The 15,860-nt window shown below is 75.0% G+C and carries 13 protein-coding genes and 1 pseudogene; 9 read left to right on the plus strand and 5 right to left on the minus strand.

Features of this window, described 5'->3' with window-relative positions; all coding sequences use genetic code 11:
* Positions 1-48: 48 nt before the first annotated feature.
* Together AB0M92_RS18420 and AB0M92_RS18425 are read left to right on the plus strand one after the other, a co-directional pair.
* Positions 49-894: a patatin-like phospholipase family protein gene (locus AB0M92_RS18420; RefSeq protein ID WP_366103243.1), complete on the plus strand. Its 846-nt coding sequence runs from the start codon at positions 49-51 to the stop codon at positions 892-894.
* 102 nt (positions 895-996) lie between these two features.
* Positions 997-1,788, plus strand: coding sequence for a fused MFS/spermidine synthase (locus tag AB0M92_RS18425; RefSeq protein WP_366103460.1), 792 nt, complete (start codon positions 997-999; stop codon positions 1,786-1,788).
* Here AB0M92_RS18425 and AB0M92_RS18430 read toward each other — a convergent pair.
* Together AB0M92_RS18430 and AB0M92_RS18435 are read right to left on the minus strand one after the other, a co-directional pair.
* A complete protein-coding gene (locus AB0M92_RS18430; protein WP_366103244.1) occupies positions 1,775-3,094 on the minus strand; it encodes an MFS transporter in 1,320 nt (439 codons plus the stop codon). The genes AB0M92_RS18425 and AB0M92_RS18430 overlap by 14 nt on opposite strands.
* Positions 3,095-3,158: 64 nt before the next feature.
* Positions 3,159-4,208 (minus strand): hypothetical protein, encoded by a 1,050-nt coding sequence (locus AB0M92_RS18435; protein ID WP_366103245.1) that lies wholly within the window; start codon positions 4,206-4,208, stop codon positions 3,159-3,161.
* Positions 4,209-4,304: 96 nt separating this feature from the next.
* Between AB0M92_RS18435 and AB0M92_RS18440 the strand changes: the two genes are divergently transcribed.
* The 3 genes from AB0M92_RS18440 to AB0M92_RS18450 all read left to right on the plus strand — a co-directional run bounded on the left by AB0M92_RS18440 (position 4,305) and on the right by AB0M92_RS18450 (position 8,238).
* Positions 4,305-4,757: a DUF4442 domain-containing protein gene (locus tag AB0M92_RS18440; RefSeq protein WP_078864849.1), complete on the plus strand. Its 453-nt coding sequence runs from the start codon at positions 4,305-4,307 to the stop codon at positions 4,755-4,757.
* Between the two features lie 247 nt (positions 4,758-5,004).
* Entirely contained in the window at positions 5,005-7,527 is a 2,523-nt protein-coding gene (locus AB0M92_RS18445; RefSeq protein ID WP_366103246.1) for a glycoside hydrolase family 3 C-terminal domain-containing protein, read from the plus strand.
* Positions 7,528-7,584: 57 nt separating this feature from the next.
* Complete coding sequence (locus AB0M92_RS18450) at positions 7,585-8,238, plus strand: DedA family protein (RefSeq protein ID WP_366103247.1); 654 nt, start codon at positions 7,585-7,587, stop codon at positions 8,236-8,238.
* A 97-nt stretch (positions 8,239-8,335) separates the two neighbouring features.
* Here AB0M92_RS18450 and AB0M92_RS18455 read toward each other — a convergent pair whose 3' ends face one another.
* Positions 8,336-8,896 carry a gamma carbonic anhydrase family protein gene (locus tag AB0M92_RS18455; protein ID WP_366103248.1) on the minus strand — a complete coding sequence of 187 codons (561 nt, stop codon included), beginning with the start codon at positions 8,894-8,896 and terminating at the stop codon, positions 8,336-8,338.
* Positions 8,897-9,033: 137 nt separating this feature from the next.
* On the opposite strand from AB0M92_RS18455, the gene AB0M92_RS18460 reads away from it, so the two are divergent.
* Positions 9,034-9,804, plus strand: coding sequence for an acyltransferase (locus tag AB0M92_RS18460; RefSeq protein WP_366103249.1), 771 nt, complete (start codon positions 9,034-9,036; stop codon positions 9,802-9,804).
* Positions 9,805-9,913: 109 nt separating this feature from the next.
* Here the strand turns inward: AB0M92_RS18460 and AB0M92_RS18465 are convergent.
* Positions 9,914-10,306 (minus strand): annotated as a pseudogene (locus AB0M92_RS18465) (hypothetical protein); the annotation flags it as partial.
* 61 nt (positions 10,307-10,367) lie between these two features.
* Positions 10,368-10,772 carry a CoA-binding protein gene (locus tag AB0M92_RS18470; protein WP_366103250.1) on the minus strand — a complete coding sequence of 135 codons (405 nt, stop codon included), beginning with the start codon at positions 10,770-10,772 and terminating at the stop codon, positions 10,368-10,370.
* 152 nt (positions 10,773-10,924) lie between these two features.
* Between AB0M92_RS18470 and AB0M92_RS18475 the strand changes: the two genes are divergently transcribed.
* The 3 genes from AB0M92_RS18475 (at position 10,925) to AB0M92_RS18485 (ending at position 15,848) form a co-directional block, all read left to right on the plus strand.
* Entirely contained in the window at positions 10,925-11,551 is a 627-nt protein-coding gene (locus AB0M92_RS18475) for a YigZ family protein (RefSeq protein WP_359177285.1), read from the plus strand.
* 122 nt (positions 11,552-11,673) lie between these two features.
* A complete protein-coding gene (locus AB0M92_RS18480; RefSeq protein WP_366103251.1) occupies positions 11,674-12,840 on the plus strand; it encodes an exonuclease SbcCD subunit D in 1,167 nt (388 codons plus the stop codon).
* On the plus strand, positions 12,837-15,848 hold the full coding sequence (locus AB0M92_RS18485; RefSeq protein ID WP_366103252.1) for an SMC family ATPase: 3,012 nt from the start codon (positions 12,837-12,839) through the stop codon (positions 15,846-15,848). The genes AB0M92_RS18480 and AB0M92_RS18485 overlap by 4 nt, the downstream gene beginning before the upstream one ends.
* Positions 15,849-15,860: the final 12 nt, after the last annotated feature.

Raw genomic sequence — 15,860 nt, forward strand, 5'->3', positions numbered from 1 at the left:
TGCGCCAGACTGCCGTCACCACGGGCGTACGAAGAGGGGCGGGCCGGGATGAGCGGCGATACGGCACTGGTGCTGGGCGGCGGGGGACTGACCGGCATCGGCTGGGAGGCGGGGATCTTGTACGGGCTCGCCGAGGCGGGCGTGGACCTGACCGCGGCCGACCTCGTCGTCGGCACCTCCGCCGGCTCGGTGGTGGGCGCCCAGCTCACCTCCGGACTGCTCAGCCCGCGGGAGCTGTACGAGCGCCAGCTCGGCGACCCCGCCGGCGAGGCCGTGGCCCGGCTCGGCACGGGACTCCTCGCCCGGTACGCCGTCGCGATGGTGCGCTCGCGGGACGCGGAGGGCTACCGCCGGCGGGTCGGCGCCCTCGCCCTCGCCGCCGACACCGGTGAGGAGGCGGAGCGGCGCAAGGTGCTGGAAGCCCGGCTCGTCTCGCACGCCTGGCCCGAGCGCAGGCTCCTCGTCGCCGCCGTCGACGCCCTCACCGGCGAACTCGCCGCCTTCGACCGGGAGAGCGGGGCCGGGCTGGTCGACGCGGTCTCGGCGAGCTGCGCGGTGCCCGGAGTGTGGCCGCCGGTGACGGTCGGCGGCCGGCGGTTCATCGACGGCGGGATCCGCTCCGCCACCAACGCCGACCTGGCCTCCGGCTGTGCGCGGGTGGTGATCCTGGCGCCGATGTCGCTCGGCTCCGGGCTCGTCCCCTCGCCGGCGGCCCAGGCGGAGCGGCTGCGGGAGGCGGGGGCGCGGGTGCTGCTGATCACCCCCTCCGCGCAGGCCCGCAAGACCTTCGGGCGCAACGTCCTGGACCCGGCGCGGCGCGACCCCGCGGCCCGGGCCGGGCTCGCGCAGGCCGCGGAGCACGCGGCCGAGGCGGCCGCGGTCTGGGCGGGCTGAGGCGGGCGAGGCGGGCTGCCCCGCAGCCTGCCGGACAATGGTGCGGTGAGCGACGAACAGATCCCGGTCATCCGGGACGTGGGCCAGGGCACCGCCAAACTGATGCCGGACGTGGACCGGGAGCGGGCCTGGCTGCTGACCGTCGACGGCGCCCCGCAGTCGTACGTGGACCTCGACGATCCAGGGCATCTGGAGTTCGAGTACGTGCGCCGGCTCGCGCACGTACTGGACTGCGCGGCGCAGCCGGGGTCGCCGCTGGACCTGCTGCACCTGGGCGGCGGCGCGCTGACGCTGCCCCGCTACGCGGCGGTGACCCGGCCGGGCTCCCGGCAGACGGTCGTGGAGTTCGACGCCGCCCTGGTGGAGCTGGTCGCGGAGCACCTTCCGCTGCCGGCCGCATCGGAGGTCACCGTGCACGCCGCGGATGCGCGGGCCTGGCTGGAGGGCGCGGCCGCGGACAGCGCGGACGTACTCGTCGCCGACGTGTTCGGCGGCTCGCGCGTACCGGCGCAGCTGACCTCGGTCGAGTACGCCCGCCAGGCGGCGCGGGTGCTGCGGCCCGGCGGGGTGTACGCGGCGAACCTCGCCGACGGGGCGCCCTTCGGCTTCCTGCGGGCCCAGCTCGCCAATTTCGGCGCGGTGTTCGCGGAGCTCGCGCTCGTCGCGGAGCCCGGGGTGCTGCGCGGGCGGCGGTTCGGCAACGCCGTACTGCTCGCCTCGGACGCGCAGTTGCCGGTGGCCGCGCTGTCGCGCAGGTGCGCGGCGGACGCGTTCCCGGCGCGGGTCGAAGAGGGGGCGGCCCTGGCCCGGTTCATGAAGGGGGCCCTGCCGGTGGCCGACGCGGACGCCGTGGCTTCGCCGGAACCGCCGCAGGGCGCGTTCAGCCTGGGCTGACGCCGGTGGGCGCGACCGACGGCTCGGGGGAGGTGGCGGCCGCCGCGGCCTTCGGGCGAGGGGGCTTTCGCGTGAGCCGGCGTACGTCCGGGACGAAGAGGACCGCGGCCGTGCCCAGGACGACCAGCGTGGCGCAGCCCCACAGGGCGCAGGTGCGTCCGACGGCCGACTCGACCGGGCCCGCCACGGCGGTCGCCAGCGGGAGCATCGACACCGAGCCGAACCAGTCGTAGGCGGAGACCCGGGAGAACTTGTCCTCCGGGATCTCCTGGTGCATGGTCGTCATCCAGTTCACGCCGAACACTTCGACGGCCGTTCCGCTGACGAACATCACCGCGCACAGGCCCCAGACCGGCAGCGGCACCGCCAGCCCCGCCGAGGGCAGGGCCAGCGGGAACACGCACAGGGTGCCGACCAGCAGCAGCCGGCGCGGTTTCCACACCATCATCAGGACGGCCCCGGCGATGGTGCCGATGCCGAAGAAGGCCAGGGCCAGGCCCCAGGGGGCCGGCCCGCCCAGCCGGTCCCGGGCGACCAGAGGCCCGTACACCGCCTCCGCGGCGCCGACGACGGCGACGACCACGGAGAACTGGAGCACGATGCTCCACAGCCAGGGCCGGGTGCGGAACTCCACCCAGCCTTCGCGCAGGTCGGCCAGCAGCCCGCCGCCGGGAGCCCGGTCGGCGGTGTGGCTGACGTCGAGGAAGGCGCGCAGGGCTCCGGCGAGCGCGAACGCGGCGGCGTCGACGGCCAGGACCCAGCCGGGTCCGATCGCGGCGATCATGGCTCCGCCGAGGGCGGCCCCGCCGATGCCGGCGCCGTTCATGGCCATGCGGAAGAGGGCGAAGGCGCGGTTGGCGTGCTCGCCGGAGACGCTGGAGAGCAGCATGCCCTCGGCGGCCGGGTTGAAGAAGGCCGTGCCGGTGCCGCAGAGCGCGGTGAGCAGCATCATCTGCCACAGCTGCGGGTGTCCGGTCAGGACGAGGACGGCGAAGGCGGCCTGCGAGACGCAGTTGAGGGCATTGGCCGCGACCATCACGCGGTGGCGGGGCAGCCGGTCGGCGAGCGCGCCGCCTATGAGCAGGAAGAGGACGAGCGGGAGCGTACGGGCCGCCGCCACCAGGCCGACGTCGCCGCCGGAGCCGCCCGCTTCCAGGACGGCGAAGGCGGAGGCGATGAGCGCTCCGTGGCTGCCGAGGTTCGTCACGACCGCGGCGCCCGTGAGGAGGGTGTAGTTGCGGCCTGCCCAGGCGGGCCGGCGGCGGTGTGCGGTGGTGCGGGACGGGGCGGCGGGGGGAGAGCTCACCCCCGGACTATCCACGCCCCGGGCCGAGAATCCAAACGGATTGCGGCCCGGGGCGAGGGACGGGTCAGCTGTTGCCGGGGGTGCCGTTCAGGCGCACCGAGCTGAGGATCTTGTCCATCGTCTCCTGGGGAACCTCACCCGGAACGCCGGTGGCGCTGTAGAGGACCCAGCTGGCGAAGTCGCCCTTGTCGTTCTTGAAGCTGAAGGAGATGGCCTTGCCGTCGGTGTCGCACTTGGTCGCCTTGGGCTGGCCGGTCACGGTCGCCGAGGCGACGTGACCCTTGAGGCCGGAAAGAGTGGTGTACTCCTTGGCTTCGGAGATCTTGGTGACTTCGATGGGCTGAGGCTGCCCGTACGCGGCGTACGCCCAGCTGCCGGCCGCGTTGCGCGCGAGGGACGCGGTGTCCTTCGCTCCCTGGCCCCCCTTGGTGCCGGTCCCGGCCAGTGCCTTGGTCTCCTCGCGGCCGTCCTTGTCGGAGTCGACCTTGCACCAGTCCTCTTTCAAATAGGCCGGTGCGGTCATCATGACGTAGGGGGAGCCGTCCTTCTTCACCTCGTCGTCGAAGCCGATGGCGGTGCCGGAACCGAGCACCTTCCATTCGGGCGGGACGTCGAAGGCGGTGCCGTGGGTCGGGTTGACGATGACCTTCCAGCCCGCGATCACCGGCTTGGCCTCGCCGCCGCCGCGCGGGTTGGCGCCGGGCGAGGCGGGTGCCTGAGCCGTGGCGGGGGCCGAGGCCGAGGAGGACGCGGCGGGCTTGCCGTCGGCCTCGTCGTTCTTCTTGTCGTCCCGGGTCAGGACGAACGCGCCGGTGGCGGCCGCCACCACGATGACCGCGGCCGCCGCGACGATGGCCACGGTCTTGGTCGCGTACGGGCTGCCGCCGCCGCCCTGCTGCGGCATGGGCTGCTGCGGCTGCTGGGGCTGGCCCCACGGCTGGGTCGGCGGTTGGGGCTGGTAGCCGGCCTGCGGGTATCCGTAGCCGGGCTGCTGCTGGTAGGGGTTCGGCTGCTGTTCCGGCTGCCCCGGCTGTCCCTGCTGCTGGTACGGGTTCTGATGCGCGTCCTGAGGGTTCTGCTGTCCCCCGGGCGGCTGCTGCTGTCCTGGCCACATGGCCGGTAACGATAGTGGGAGTGGGTGTCGGGAGGCACGTCCGCCCCTTGTGAAGGTCTGGCCAAGGCCTACTACTCGTGGGTAACATAAGGTTCCATGAGCGCAGATCAGATGAACGTGGGCGAACTGCTCGCCGCGACCGTGCCGATGGCCCGGACCCTGAACCTCCAGTTCCTGGAGACCACCCCCGAGCGTGCGGTCGTACGGCTGCCGGACCAGCCCGACTTCCACAACCACGTGGGCGGCCCCCATGCCGGCGCCATGTTCACCCTCGCCGAGTCGGCGAGCGGCGCGATCGTCCTGGCCGCCTTCGGCGACCAGCTCTCGCGCGCCGTGCCGCTGGCCGTCAAGGCCGAGATCGGCTACAAGAAGCTGGCCAAGGGCGTCGTGACGGCCACCGCCACCCTCGGCCGCCCGGCCGCCGAGGTCATCGCCGAACTCGACGCGGGCGGCCGCCCCGAGTTCCCCGTCACCATCGCCATCCAGCGCGAGGACGAGGCCGTGACCGGCGAGATGACCGTCGTATGGACCCTGCGCCCCAACGCGTAGCGGGCCGCCCCGGGGGGAGCGGCAGCCCAGGACCCGCCGGGGACGCGTCAATCCGCGTCCCCGGCGGGTTCGGTCTTTTCGGGCCCCGCCGCGAGGCCGCCGACCCGGCGCCGCCGCAGGGCTGAAACTCGGGGCGGCGGTGGCGCGTCCGGACGGGCCCCGGCGCGGCGGCGGCGCACAGTGTGCGGGGGAGCGGTCCGGCGCGGGCCGCTCCCGCCGATCCGAGCCGCAGCCGCAGGGAGCCCCCATGAGCGAGGCCGTGTCCAGACGCCGCGCGATCGGGCTGCTCGGGGCAATGGGCGCCGTGGGTGCGGCACTCGGAGCGGGCGGCTGCGTGGCCGCCGTACCGCCCGGCGGCGCGGCCCCCCGCAAGGCGTCGGCGTCCGCCGCCGCGAGCGGGGCGGGCTCCCGGCCCGGGAGCGCCGCCCGGATCGACGCCCTGCTGGAGCGGCTCACCCTCGACGAGAAGACCGCCCTGCTGCACGGCGGCCCCGACCCCGCCCCGCTCGGCCAGGCCGGATACCTGCCCGGCGTGCCGCGCCTCGGCATCCCCGCGCTGCGCCTCGCCGACGGGCCCGCCGGGGTACGGGTCGCCAAGCCCGCCACCGCACTGCCCGCCCCGGTGCTGCTGGCCTCGGCCTTCGACCCGGCGCTGGCCCGTGAGTACGGCAGGGTCATCGGCCGCGAAGGCCGGGCGCTCGGCCAGGACGTGCTCCTCTCCCCGATGGCCAACCTGATCCGCACGCCCTACGCCGGGCGGAACTTCGAGACCTTCGCCGAGGACCCCCGCCTCACCGCGGACCTCGTCGCGGAAGTGGTCCGCGGCATCCAGGACGAGGGGCTCATCGCCACCGTCAAGCACTTCGCCCTGAACAACCAGGAGCGCAGCCGCGACACCGTCGACGTCGTCGTCGCCGAGCAGACCCTCCACGAGACGGAGCTGCGCGGCTTCGAGGCCGCCGTCGCCGCCGGGGCCGGCGCGGTCATGGGCTCGTACAACAAGGTCAACGGCACCTACGCCTGCGAGAACAAGCCCTTGCTCGACGACCTGCTGCGCGGGCGCTGGGGATTCGGCGGCTGGGTGATGTCCGATTGGGACGCAGCCCACAGCACCGTCGCCGCCATCGGCGCCGGCCTCGACATGGAGATGCCCGGCGGCACCCACTTCGGCGGCCCGCTCCGGCAGGCGGTGCGCGGCGGCACCGTCCACGAGGACACCGTGGACCTGGCGGTGCGCCGCATCCTGGCCACCATGGACCGGTTCGGGCTGCTCGCGGCCCGCCCGCCGGCCCGGCCCGCCCGCGACGCCGCCGCCGGCGCCCGGGTCGCCCGCAAGGTCGCGGCCGCCGGCGCCGTACTGCTGCGCAACGAGCACGCCACCCTGCCGCTGACCGGCGCCGCGGCCCGCTCGATCGCCGTGATCGGCCCCACCGGGCAGACTCCCTTCGTCAGCGGCGGGGGCAGCGCGCACGTCGTCCCGGACCGGGCGCCCGCCCCGCTCGACGCCATCAGGGGGCGCGCCGGGAACGGCAGTACGGTGCGCTACGCCCTCGGCGAGGACTTGTACGGGCGACCGCTGCCCCCGCAGCTGCTCACCCCGGCCGCCGACCTCGCCGACCGGCGCGTGGAGGCCGGGCGGAACTGGAGCCACCAGGGCGAGTTCACGCTCGCCGCGGACGAGGAGTGGACGCTGCTCGTCCACTACACCGGGAAGCGGCCCGGCGTACGCCTGGACGGGGAGGAGCTCTTCCCGGTCCGGCAGGGCGCGGCCGAGCAGTTCGCCGGCGGACTCCTGGGAGCTGCGCCCGACGGGCTCACCGTCCGCCGCCGCACCCTCGCCCTCGCCGCGGGCACGCACCGGCTCGCCGTCTTCGCCGAGGGCGGGGCCAAGGGCCAGCGGTTCCGGCTGCGCCACACCACGAACGCGACCCGGGCCGCCGACCTCGCCGAAGCCGTGAAGACGGCCGAGCAGGCGCACAGCGTCGTGCTGTTCGCCTACGAGGACGCCACCGAGGGCGCCGACCGCAGCTCACTGGGGCTGCCCGGCGGACAGGCGCGGCTGATCGAGGCGGTCACCGCCGTGAACCCCCGCACCACGGTCGTGCTGAACACCTCTTCCAGTACGACCATGCCGTGGCTCTCCCGCACCGGCGCGGTCCTCCAGATGTACTACCCGGGCCAGGAGGGCGCGGCGGCCACCGCCGACGTCCTCTTCGGGGACGTGGATCCGGGCGGCCGGCTCACCCAGACCTTCCCGGCCGACGAGCGCGCGACCCCGGTCGGCGGTGACCCGCTGCGCTACCCGGGTGTGGGCGGGCGGCAGGAGTACGGTGAGGGCGTCCACGTCGGGCACCGCTGGTACGACGCGCAGCGGGTGGCTCCCCTGTTCCCGTTCGGGCACGGGCTCTCGTACACGACCTGGGAGTACGAGGACCTCGGCGTGCGGCCCGCGCGCGACGGGCTGCGGGTGGAGTTCACGGTCCGCAACACCGGACGCCGCAAGGGCACCGAGGTGGCCCAGGTGTACGTCGGCCCCTCGACGGAGCTGAAACTCGACCAGCCCGTGCGTGCGCTGGCCGGCTACCGGCGGCTGACCCTGGAACCCGGTGAGGCGCAGCGGGTGGTCCTCGACGTCGATGCCCGCGCGCTGTCCTCCTGGGACCCCGAAGCGCACGCCTGGGTGCTGGGTCCAGGCCGTCGCGAGGTCTTCGCGGGCCGTTCCTCGCGCGAACTCCACCTGAAGGCAAAGGCTGTGGTCAACAGCAGATAGGCTGCCCGTTCGGCGTGTCACAGCGGACGCGCCGCCGCGATACGGGAGGACGTACCGGTGCACATCCAGGAATGGCTGGAGACGATTCCGGCGGTCAGCATCTATCTCCTGGTGGGTCTGGTCATCGGGCTGGAGAGCCTCGGCATCCCGCTGCCGGGGGAGATCGTCCTGGTCAGCTCGGCGCTGCTGGCCTCGCAGCACGGTGAGATCGACCCCGTGGTCCTGGGGATCTGCGCGTCCACCGGGGCGATCGTCGGCGACTCGATCGGCTACGCGATCGGGCGCCGGGGCGGCAAGCCGCTGCTGGAGCGCCTGGGCCGGCGCTTCCCCAAGCACTTCGGGCCGGAGCACGTCGCCCAGGCGGAGCGCGCGTTCGAGAAGTGGGGCATGTGGGCCGTCTTCTTCGGGCGGTTCGTGGCCCTGCTGCGGATCTTCGCCGGACCGCTGGCCGGTGTCCTGCACATGCCGTACTGGAAGTTCCTCATCGCGAACATCCTCGGCGGGATCCTGTGGGCCGGCGGCACCACGGCCGTCATCTACTCGATCGGCATCGTGGCGGAGCCGTGGCTGAAGGGCTTCTCCTGGGTCGCGCTGGTGCTGGCCCTGGTGATCGGCCTCACCGTGACGCTGGTGCTGCGCAGCCGGATGAAGAAGGCGGCCGCCGCCGCGAACGCGAACGAGACGCAGACGGCGGCCGCCGCCGCCGAGTAGCCGGCCGGTGCCCCGCGGCCGGACGTCCTGCGGCCGCGGGGCGTACGTACCTACAGCCCTACAGCCCTACAGCCCTACAGCCCTGCAGCCCCAAGCCCTACGGCTGCGGGGGCAGGGGCTGGACGGCGGCGCGGTGCTGCTTGGCCAGGTCCGCGTACATCAGGGCGTTGACCTTGATGCCCTCGCGCTCCTCCTCGGTCAGCTCGCGGCGCACCTTGGCCGGCACGCCCGCGACCAGCGAACCGGGCGGGACCACCATGCCCTGCGGGACCAGCGCCTGCGCGGCGACCAGAGAGCCCGCACCGATCACCGCGCCGTTGAGGACGGTGGCGCCCATGCCGATGAGGCAGTCGTCCTCGACGGTGCACCCGTGCACCACCGCGTTGTGGCCGATCGAGACGCGCTCGCCGATCGAGACCGGGAATCCGGGGTCGACGTGCAGCGTGCAGTTGTCCTGCACGTTGCTGTCCGCTCCGAGCGAGATCGGACCGCAGTCGGCGCGCAGCACCGCCGAGTACCAGATGCTCGAATTCGGGGCCATCGTGACGTCGCCGACCACGACCGAGGTCGGCGCGGTGAAGGCCGTGGGATCGATCTGCGGGCTCTTGCCGCCCACGCCCGCGACGAGTGCCTGGCCCCGGTCCGCGTGATACGTCATGTTCTCTTCCTCGGTCCTGTGTGCTGGAGTGCCCTGCGTGTCGCGCTACCGGCACGGTAGGCCACGGGCCCGGACCGGCCGTCGATGGGGTGAAGATCACGGCGCGCCCGGGGCGCCCGGCGCGTTACGGTGACCCGGTGCCGAAGAACCAGAACACGTTCTCATCGCTGACGGCCCTGACCGCCCTGCGCCGGCGGCTCGCCAACCGCGCCGTCCACGCCGGCTGGCGCTGGATGCAGCAGGCCGGCGCGGTCACCGCGCAGACCCCCGGCAAGCTGCGCTTCGGCGCGATCGGGCACGGCACCCGCCTCGCCTTCCCTCAGGGCACGGTCTTCGGCGAGCCGTGGATCCGCCTCGGCGACCACTGCATCATCGGCGAGCAGGTCACGATCACGGCCGGGATGATGCCGGGCCTCGACCTCGGGACCGAGCCGGTGCTGGTCCTCGGCAACGGCGTCGTGCTCGGCCGGGACACCCACGTCATAGCCGACACCCGGATCACCATCGGGGACGACACCTTCTGCGGACCCGGGGTGTACATCACCTCCACGAACCACAGCTACGACGATCCGCACGAGCCCGTCGGCAAGCAGTGGCCGCGCAGCGCCCCGGTGGAGATCGGCCCGGGCTGCTGGCTCGGCACGGGCGCGGTGATCCTGCCCGGAGCGCGGCTGGGCCGCAACGTGGTGGTGGCCGCGGGAGCCGTGGTGCGGGGCGAGGTGCCGGACCACGCCGTGGTGGCGGGGGCGCCCGCGCGGATCGTCCGCCGGTGGCAGCCGGAAACGGGTTGGCAGCCGCCCCTGCGGACCCCTGCGCCGGTGCCGATCCCGGAAGGGGTGACGCCGGAGCAGCTGCGCGCGGTGGCGCTGCTGACGGAGGCCGAGGAGCGCGCGGCGCAGACGCGCTAGGGGGTGTCCGCGAAGTGGCGGCGTCCGCCCGCAGGGCGGGCCCGCGGTGTCCGGTGCGGCGAGAGCGCGTGCCGGGCGCCGCGGGACAGGCGGGACTTTGCGGACACCCCTAGCCCGCGGCGAGCAGGACCGTTCCGGCGAGGGCCAGTCCGGCCCCGGCCGCCTGGACGGTCCGCAGCCGCTCCTTGAGCACGACGAACGCGGCCGGCGCGGGCAGCAACCCCCACGGGATCCGCGAGCCGCTCCCGGCGGGCGGGGCCGGGGCGCCGCGCCGGGTCCGGACCCACAGCGCCGCGCCGCCCGCGGCCACGTCGGTGACGCGTTGGACGAACAGGGCGGGGAAGAGTCCGGTGCCGGACGCCTGCGCGACCAGGCCCGCCGCGACCGCGAACCACGGCTGCGGCCCGGCCTCCCGCCGGGCACCGGTGCCCAGGACGACCGCGCCGAGCGCCACGGCGGCCAGGACCTGGGAGGCCACGACCACCCTGAGCGCCGGCAGCCGAAGGGGCAGGGAACACCCCGCACGGTGGTTCGGGCGGCGCGGCGCACCGTGTACGGGTCGCTCAGAGGGCCGGGATCTCGATGGCGGGGCAGCGGTCCATGACCATCTCCAGCCCGGCCTCGCGGGTCCTGGCACAGGCGGCCTCGTCGATCACGCCGAGCTGGAACCACACGGCGTCCGCCCCCGCGGCCACGGCCTCGTCGGCGACGGCCCCGGCCAGGTGGCTGTTGACGAAGACGTCGACCACGTCGACCTTGAACGGGATCTGCGCGAGCGAGGCGTAGCCCTGCTCGCCGTGCACGGTCTCCGCCTTCGGGTGCACGGGGACGACCCGCTTGCCGAACCGCTGGAGCGTGCGGGCCACCCCGTACGCCGCCCGGTCCCGGTTGTTGGACAGCCCCACCACGGCCCAGGTGTCGCCGAGCTCGGTGAGGATCTTGCGAATGGTTGCCGGGTCGCCGTACACGGATGCCGCCTCCTGTTGCCTTCCGGACGCGGCCCGCCACTGCGGCCCGCACCAGTGATCAACCGAAGGCCCGCGCGCCCGATTCCCGGATCGGTTCCGGGCCGCACCCGCGGGCGGCCGGGTCGGCCCCGGCCACGGCTTAGGGTGGAGCGGTGAAGTCGGATCAGTACGTGACGGTGGCCCGGGAGGGCGTGCACGAGGCGGAGATCAACCGCTCGCGCTTCCTGTGCTCGCTCGCGCCCGCCGCGACCGAGCAGGAGGCGCAGGAGTTCATCGCGCGCGTCCGCAAGGAGCACCCCACCGCCACGCACAACTGCTTCGCGTACGTCGTCGGGGCGGACGCCTCCGTGCAGAAGGCCAGCGACGACGGGGAACCCGGCGGCACCGCCGGGGTGCCCATGCTCCAGATGCTGATGCGCCGGGACGTGCGGTACGCCGTCGCCGTCGTCACCCGGTACTACGGCGGCGTGAAGCTCGGCGCCGGCGGGCTCATCCGGGCCTACGGGGGAGTCGTGGGCGAGGCCCTCGACGAGCTCGGCACCGTCACCCGTCGCCGCTACCGGCTGGCCACCGTCACCGTGGACCACCAGCGGGCCGGCAAGACCCAGAACGACCTGCGCTCCACCGGCCGGACCGTGGTGGACCTGCGCTACGGAGCAGCCGTCGAGATCGAGGTCGCCCTGCCCGAGGCGGACCTGCCCGCGTTCGAGGCCTGGCTCGCCGACAGTACGGCGGGCAGCGCCACCCTCACCCTCGGCGGGGAGACGTACGCGTCCTGAGGACGTGCCGTGCGGGCTCCGGTGACGCGTTAGCGTAGAGGGGCCCAGCGAGCGGGCGACGACCGGGACGACCAGGGGGACGGAAGAGACATGTGCGGCCAGACGTCCGGCGGGGCCGGCGAGTGAGGCTCCTGCACACCTCCGACTGGCATCTCGGCCGGTCCTTCCACCGCGTCAACCTGCTCGCGGCCCAGGCCGCCTTCATCGACCACCTCGTCGAGGCCGTCCGCGAGCACGAGGTGGATGCCGTCCTCGTCGCCGGCGACGTCTACGACCGGGCCGTGCCCCCGCTGCCCGCCGTCGAGCTGTACGACCGGGCCCTGCACCGGCTCGCCGACCTCGGCGTGCCCACCGTGATGATCTCCGGGAACCACGACTCCGCCCGCCGGCTCGGCGTGGGCGCCGGGCTGATCGGCCGGGCCGGGATCCACCTGCGCACCGACCCCGAGGGGTGCGCCGACCCCGTGGTGCTGGCCGACGTACACGGGGAGGTGGCCCTGTACGGACTGCCGTACCTGGAGCCCGCCCTCGTGAAGGACCGCTTCGGCGCGGGCAGGGTGAGCCACGAGGCCGTACTGGGCGCGGCCATGGACCTGGTCCGGGCCGACCTCGCCGCCCGCGCCCCCGGCACCCGCTCCGTCGTCCTCGCCCACGCCTTCGTCACCGGAGGGCAGGCCAGCGACAGCGAGCGCGACATCGCCGTCGGCGGGGTCGAGGCCGTGCCCGCCGCCGTCTTCGACGGGGTGGACTACGCCGCCCTCGGCCACCTCCACGGCTGCCAGACGATCAACGAACGGGTCCGCTACTCCGGTTCCCCGCTCGCCTACTCCTTCTCCGAGGCCGACCACCGCAAGACCATGTGGCTGATCGACCTCGGCCCGGCCGGGGAGATCACCGCAGAGCGCCTCGACACCCCCGTGCCGCGCCCGCTCGCCCGGCTCCGCGGACGGCTCGACACGCTGCTGGAGGAGCCCGGGTACGGCGCGTACGAGGACTCCTGGATCGAGGCCACCCTCACCGACCCGGTCCGCCCCGAGGACCCCATGGCCCGGCTCGCCGCCCGCTTCCCGCACACCCTGAGCCTCGCCTTCGACCCCGAGGACCGTGAGGAGTCCGGCGGGGCCTCGTACGCGCAGCGCCTCAAGGGGCGCAGCGACCAGGAGATCGCGGAGGACTTCGTCGCCCACGTGCGCGGCGGCGGGATCGCGGACGAGGCCGAACGGGCCGTGCTCCAGGGCGCCTTCGAGGACGTACGGGCGGACGACAGCCGGCAGGAGACCCGCCGATGAGGCTGCACCGGCTCGGCATCACCGCCTTCGGGCCCTTCGCCGGACCCCAGGAGATCGACTTCGACGCGCTGTCCGGCGCCGGGATCTTCCTGCTCCACGGCCCCACCGGCGCGGGCAAGACCTCCGTCCTCGACGCCGTCTGCTACGCCCTGTACGGATCGGTGCCCGGCCCCCGCCAGGCCCCCGGAACCAGCCTGCGCAGCGACCACGCCGACGGCGGGACCCCGACCGAGGTCACCCTCGAACTCACCGCGGGCGGGCGGCGCCTGGAGATCACCCGGCGCCCCGAGCAGGACCGGCCGAAGAAGCGCGGCAGCGGCACCACCAAGGACAAGGCGCAGAGCCGGCTGCGCGAGTACGACGGGGAACGCTGGCAGGCGCTCAGCCGTTCCCACCAGGAGATCGGCGAGGAGATCGAGCAGCTGCTCGGCATGAGCCGCGAGCAGTTCTGCCAGGTGGTGCTGTTGCCGCAGGGCGAGTTCGCCAAGTTCCTGCGGGCCGACGAGGCGGCGCGGGGCCGTCTGTTGGGCCGGCTCTTCGACACCCGCCGCTTCGCCGCCGTCGAGCAGCTGCTCGCCGAGCGCCGCCGGGCCGCCGAGGCCAAGGTCCGGGCCGGCGACGAGAAGGTGCTCGCCGCCGCCCAGAGGCTCGCCCAGGCAGCCGGGGACAGCGCCGACCTGCGCGCGTGGCCGCTGCCCGGACACCAGCCCGGCGATCCCGGGCTGGCCGGCGCCGTCCGGGCCTGGGCCGCCGTCGCCCGCTGCTCGGCCCGCGAGCGGCTCACCGTCGCCGAGTACGCGCTGGCGGCCGTCGAGGGCCGGCACGCCGCCGCCCGACGGGCCGCCGAGGAGGAGCGGGAGCTCGACCGCCTCCAGCGCCGGCACGCCGAGACCGCGCGCCGCACCGCCCTGCTCGCCCAGGCGGAGCCCGAGCGGGAGCGGGTCCGCGCCCTGCTGGACCGGGCCCGGCGGGGCGCCCTGGTGGCCCCCGCCCTGGAACTTCGCGGAGCCGCGTCGGCCGCCCACCTGTCCGCCGCCCACGCGGAGACGGCCGCCCGCTCGGCCCTCCCGCACACCCTCGCCGAGGCGGGCACCGAGCAGCTGTCCGCCGTCGAGCAGCGGCTGCGCGAGGACCTCGGCGCGCTCGGTGCCGCCCAGCGGTCCGAGCAGCGCAGCGCCGAGATCGGCCGCGAGCGGGCCACCCTGGAGCGGGAGGCGCGCGACGCCGAGGAGCAGCTGCGGGACTCCGCCGACTGGCTCGCCCGCTGGGAGACCACCCGGACCGCGCTCGCCGAGCGGGTGGACTCCGCCCAGCAGGCCGCGACCCTGGCCGAGCAGCTCGCGGGGCGGCTGGAGCCGGCCCGGATGCACCTGAAGGCGGCCCGGCGCCGGGACGCGCTGGACGCCGAGGCGGAGCGCGCCGGGGGAGAGCTGCTGTCCGTACGGGAGGAATCGACAGCCGCCCGGGAGCGCTGGCTGGAGCTCAAGGAGGCCCGGCTGCGCGGGATCGCCGCCGAGCTCGCCGAGGCACTGGTGGCCGGTCAGGCCTGCACGGTGTGCGGATCGGCGGAGCACCCCGCTCCGGCGCGCCCGGCCCCCGGGCACGTGGACCGCGCCGCGGAGGACTCCGCCCACGCCCGCTACGAGCAGGCCGAGGAGCGCAGGGCCGCCGTCGAGCGCAAGCTCGCCGCCGTCCAGGAGGGCCGCGCCGAGGCCGCGGCCGCCGCCGGGGAGGCCACCACCGCGGAACTCCTCGCGCTGACCTCGGACCTGAGCTCCCGGCACGCCGCCGCCCACGCCGCGGCCGCAGGGCTGCACGCCGCCCGGGAGCGGCTGGCCGGCGCCGAGCGGGAGCACGCCGTACGCAGCTCCGACCGGCTCGACGCCGAACGCCGGGCCGCCGGCCGGGCGTCCCGGCGCGAGGCCCTGGACCAGGAGCAGGCCGCGCTGGAGGCGGAGCTGGCCCTGGTACGGGGCGAGGCGCCCACGGTCGCGGCACGTGCCCGGACCCTGGAGGACCGGGTCCGGATGGTCACGGGCGCCGCGGCCGCGCTGCGCCGGGCCGAGGACACCGCCGCCCGGCTCAAGGAGGCCGACGCGCAGCTCGCCGACGCCGCCTTCAAGGCCGGCTTCGACACCATCGACGCCGCGGCCGACGCGGTCCTCCCCGACTACGAACGCACCGCGCTCCAACGGAAGCTGGACGCCTGGCAGGCGGAGGAGGCCATGCTGGCCGACCGGCTCGGCGAGGGCGACACGGCCCTGGCCGCGACCCGGCCCCCGGCCGCGCCGGATGCCGCCGAGGCGTACGAAGCCCGGGCGGCGGCGAAGTTGCGTACGGCAGGATCGGCCGTGGACGCGGCCCGGGTGCGCTGCGCCGAGCTGGACGGGCTCTCCCGGCGGGCGGAGCACGAACTGCGCGCGCTGGGCCCGCTGCGCGAGGCCTACGACCGCGTGGCCCGGCTGGCCGGGCTGACCGCCGGCACCTCCGCCGACAACGAGCGCAAGATGCGGCTGGAGGCGTACGTCCTGGCGGCCCGCCTGGAGCAGGTGGCGGCCGCCGCGACGGTACGGCTGCTGCGGATGTCCGGCGGGCGTTACACCCTCGTCCACTCCGACGCCAAGGCGAGCGGCCGGGGGCGTTCCGGCCTCGGGCTGCACGTGGTCGACGCCTGGACCGGCAGTGAGCGCGACACGGCCACGCTGTCGGGCGGCGAGACCTTCTTCGCCTCGCTCGCCCTCGCCCTCGGCTTGGCCGACGTGGTCACCGACGAGGCGGGCGGCATGCGCCTGGACACCCTCTTCATCGACGAGGGCTTCGGCAGCCTCGACGACCAGGCGCTCGACGAGGTGCTCGACGTGCTGGATTCCCTGCGCGAACGGGACCGCAGCGTCGGCATCGTGAGCCACGTCGCCGACCTGCGCACGCGCGTCCAGGCCCAGTTGGAGATCGTCAAGCAGCGCGGCGGCTCGCTGGTCCGTCATCGCACGGCCTCCCTCACCGACTGAGCCTCACCGACT

The organism is Streptomyces sp. NPDC051582 (assembly GCF_040681715.1).
GTDB lineage: Bacteria > Actinomycetota > Actinomycetes > Streptomycetales > Streptomycetaceae > Streptomyces.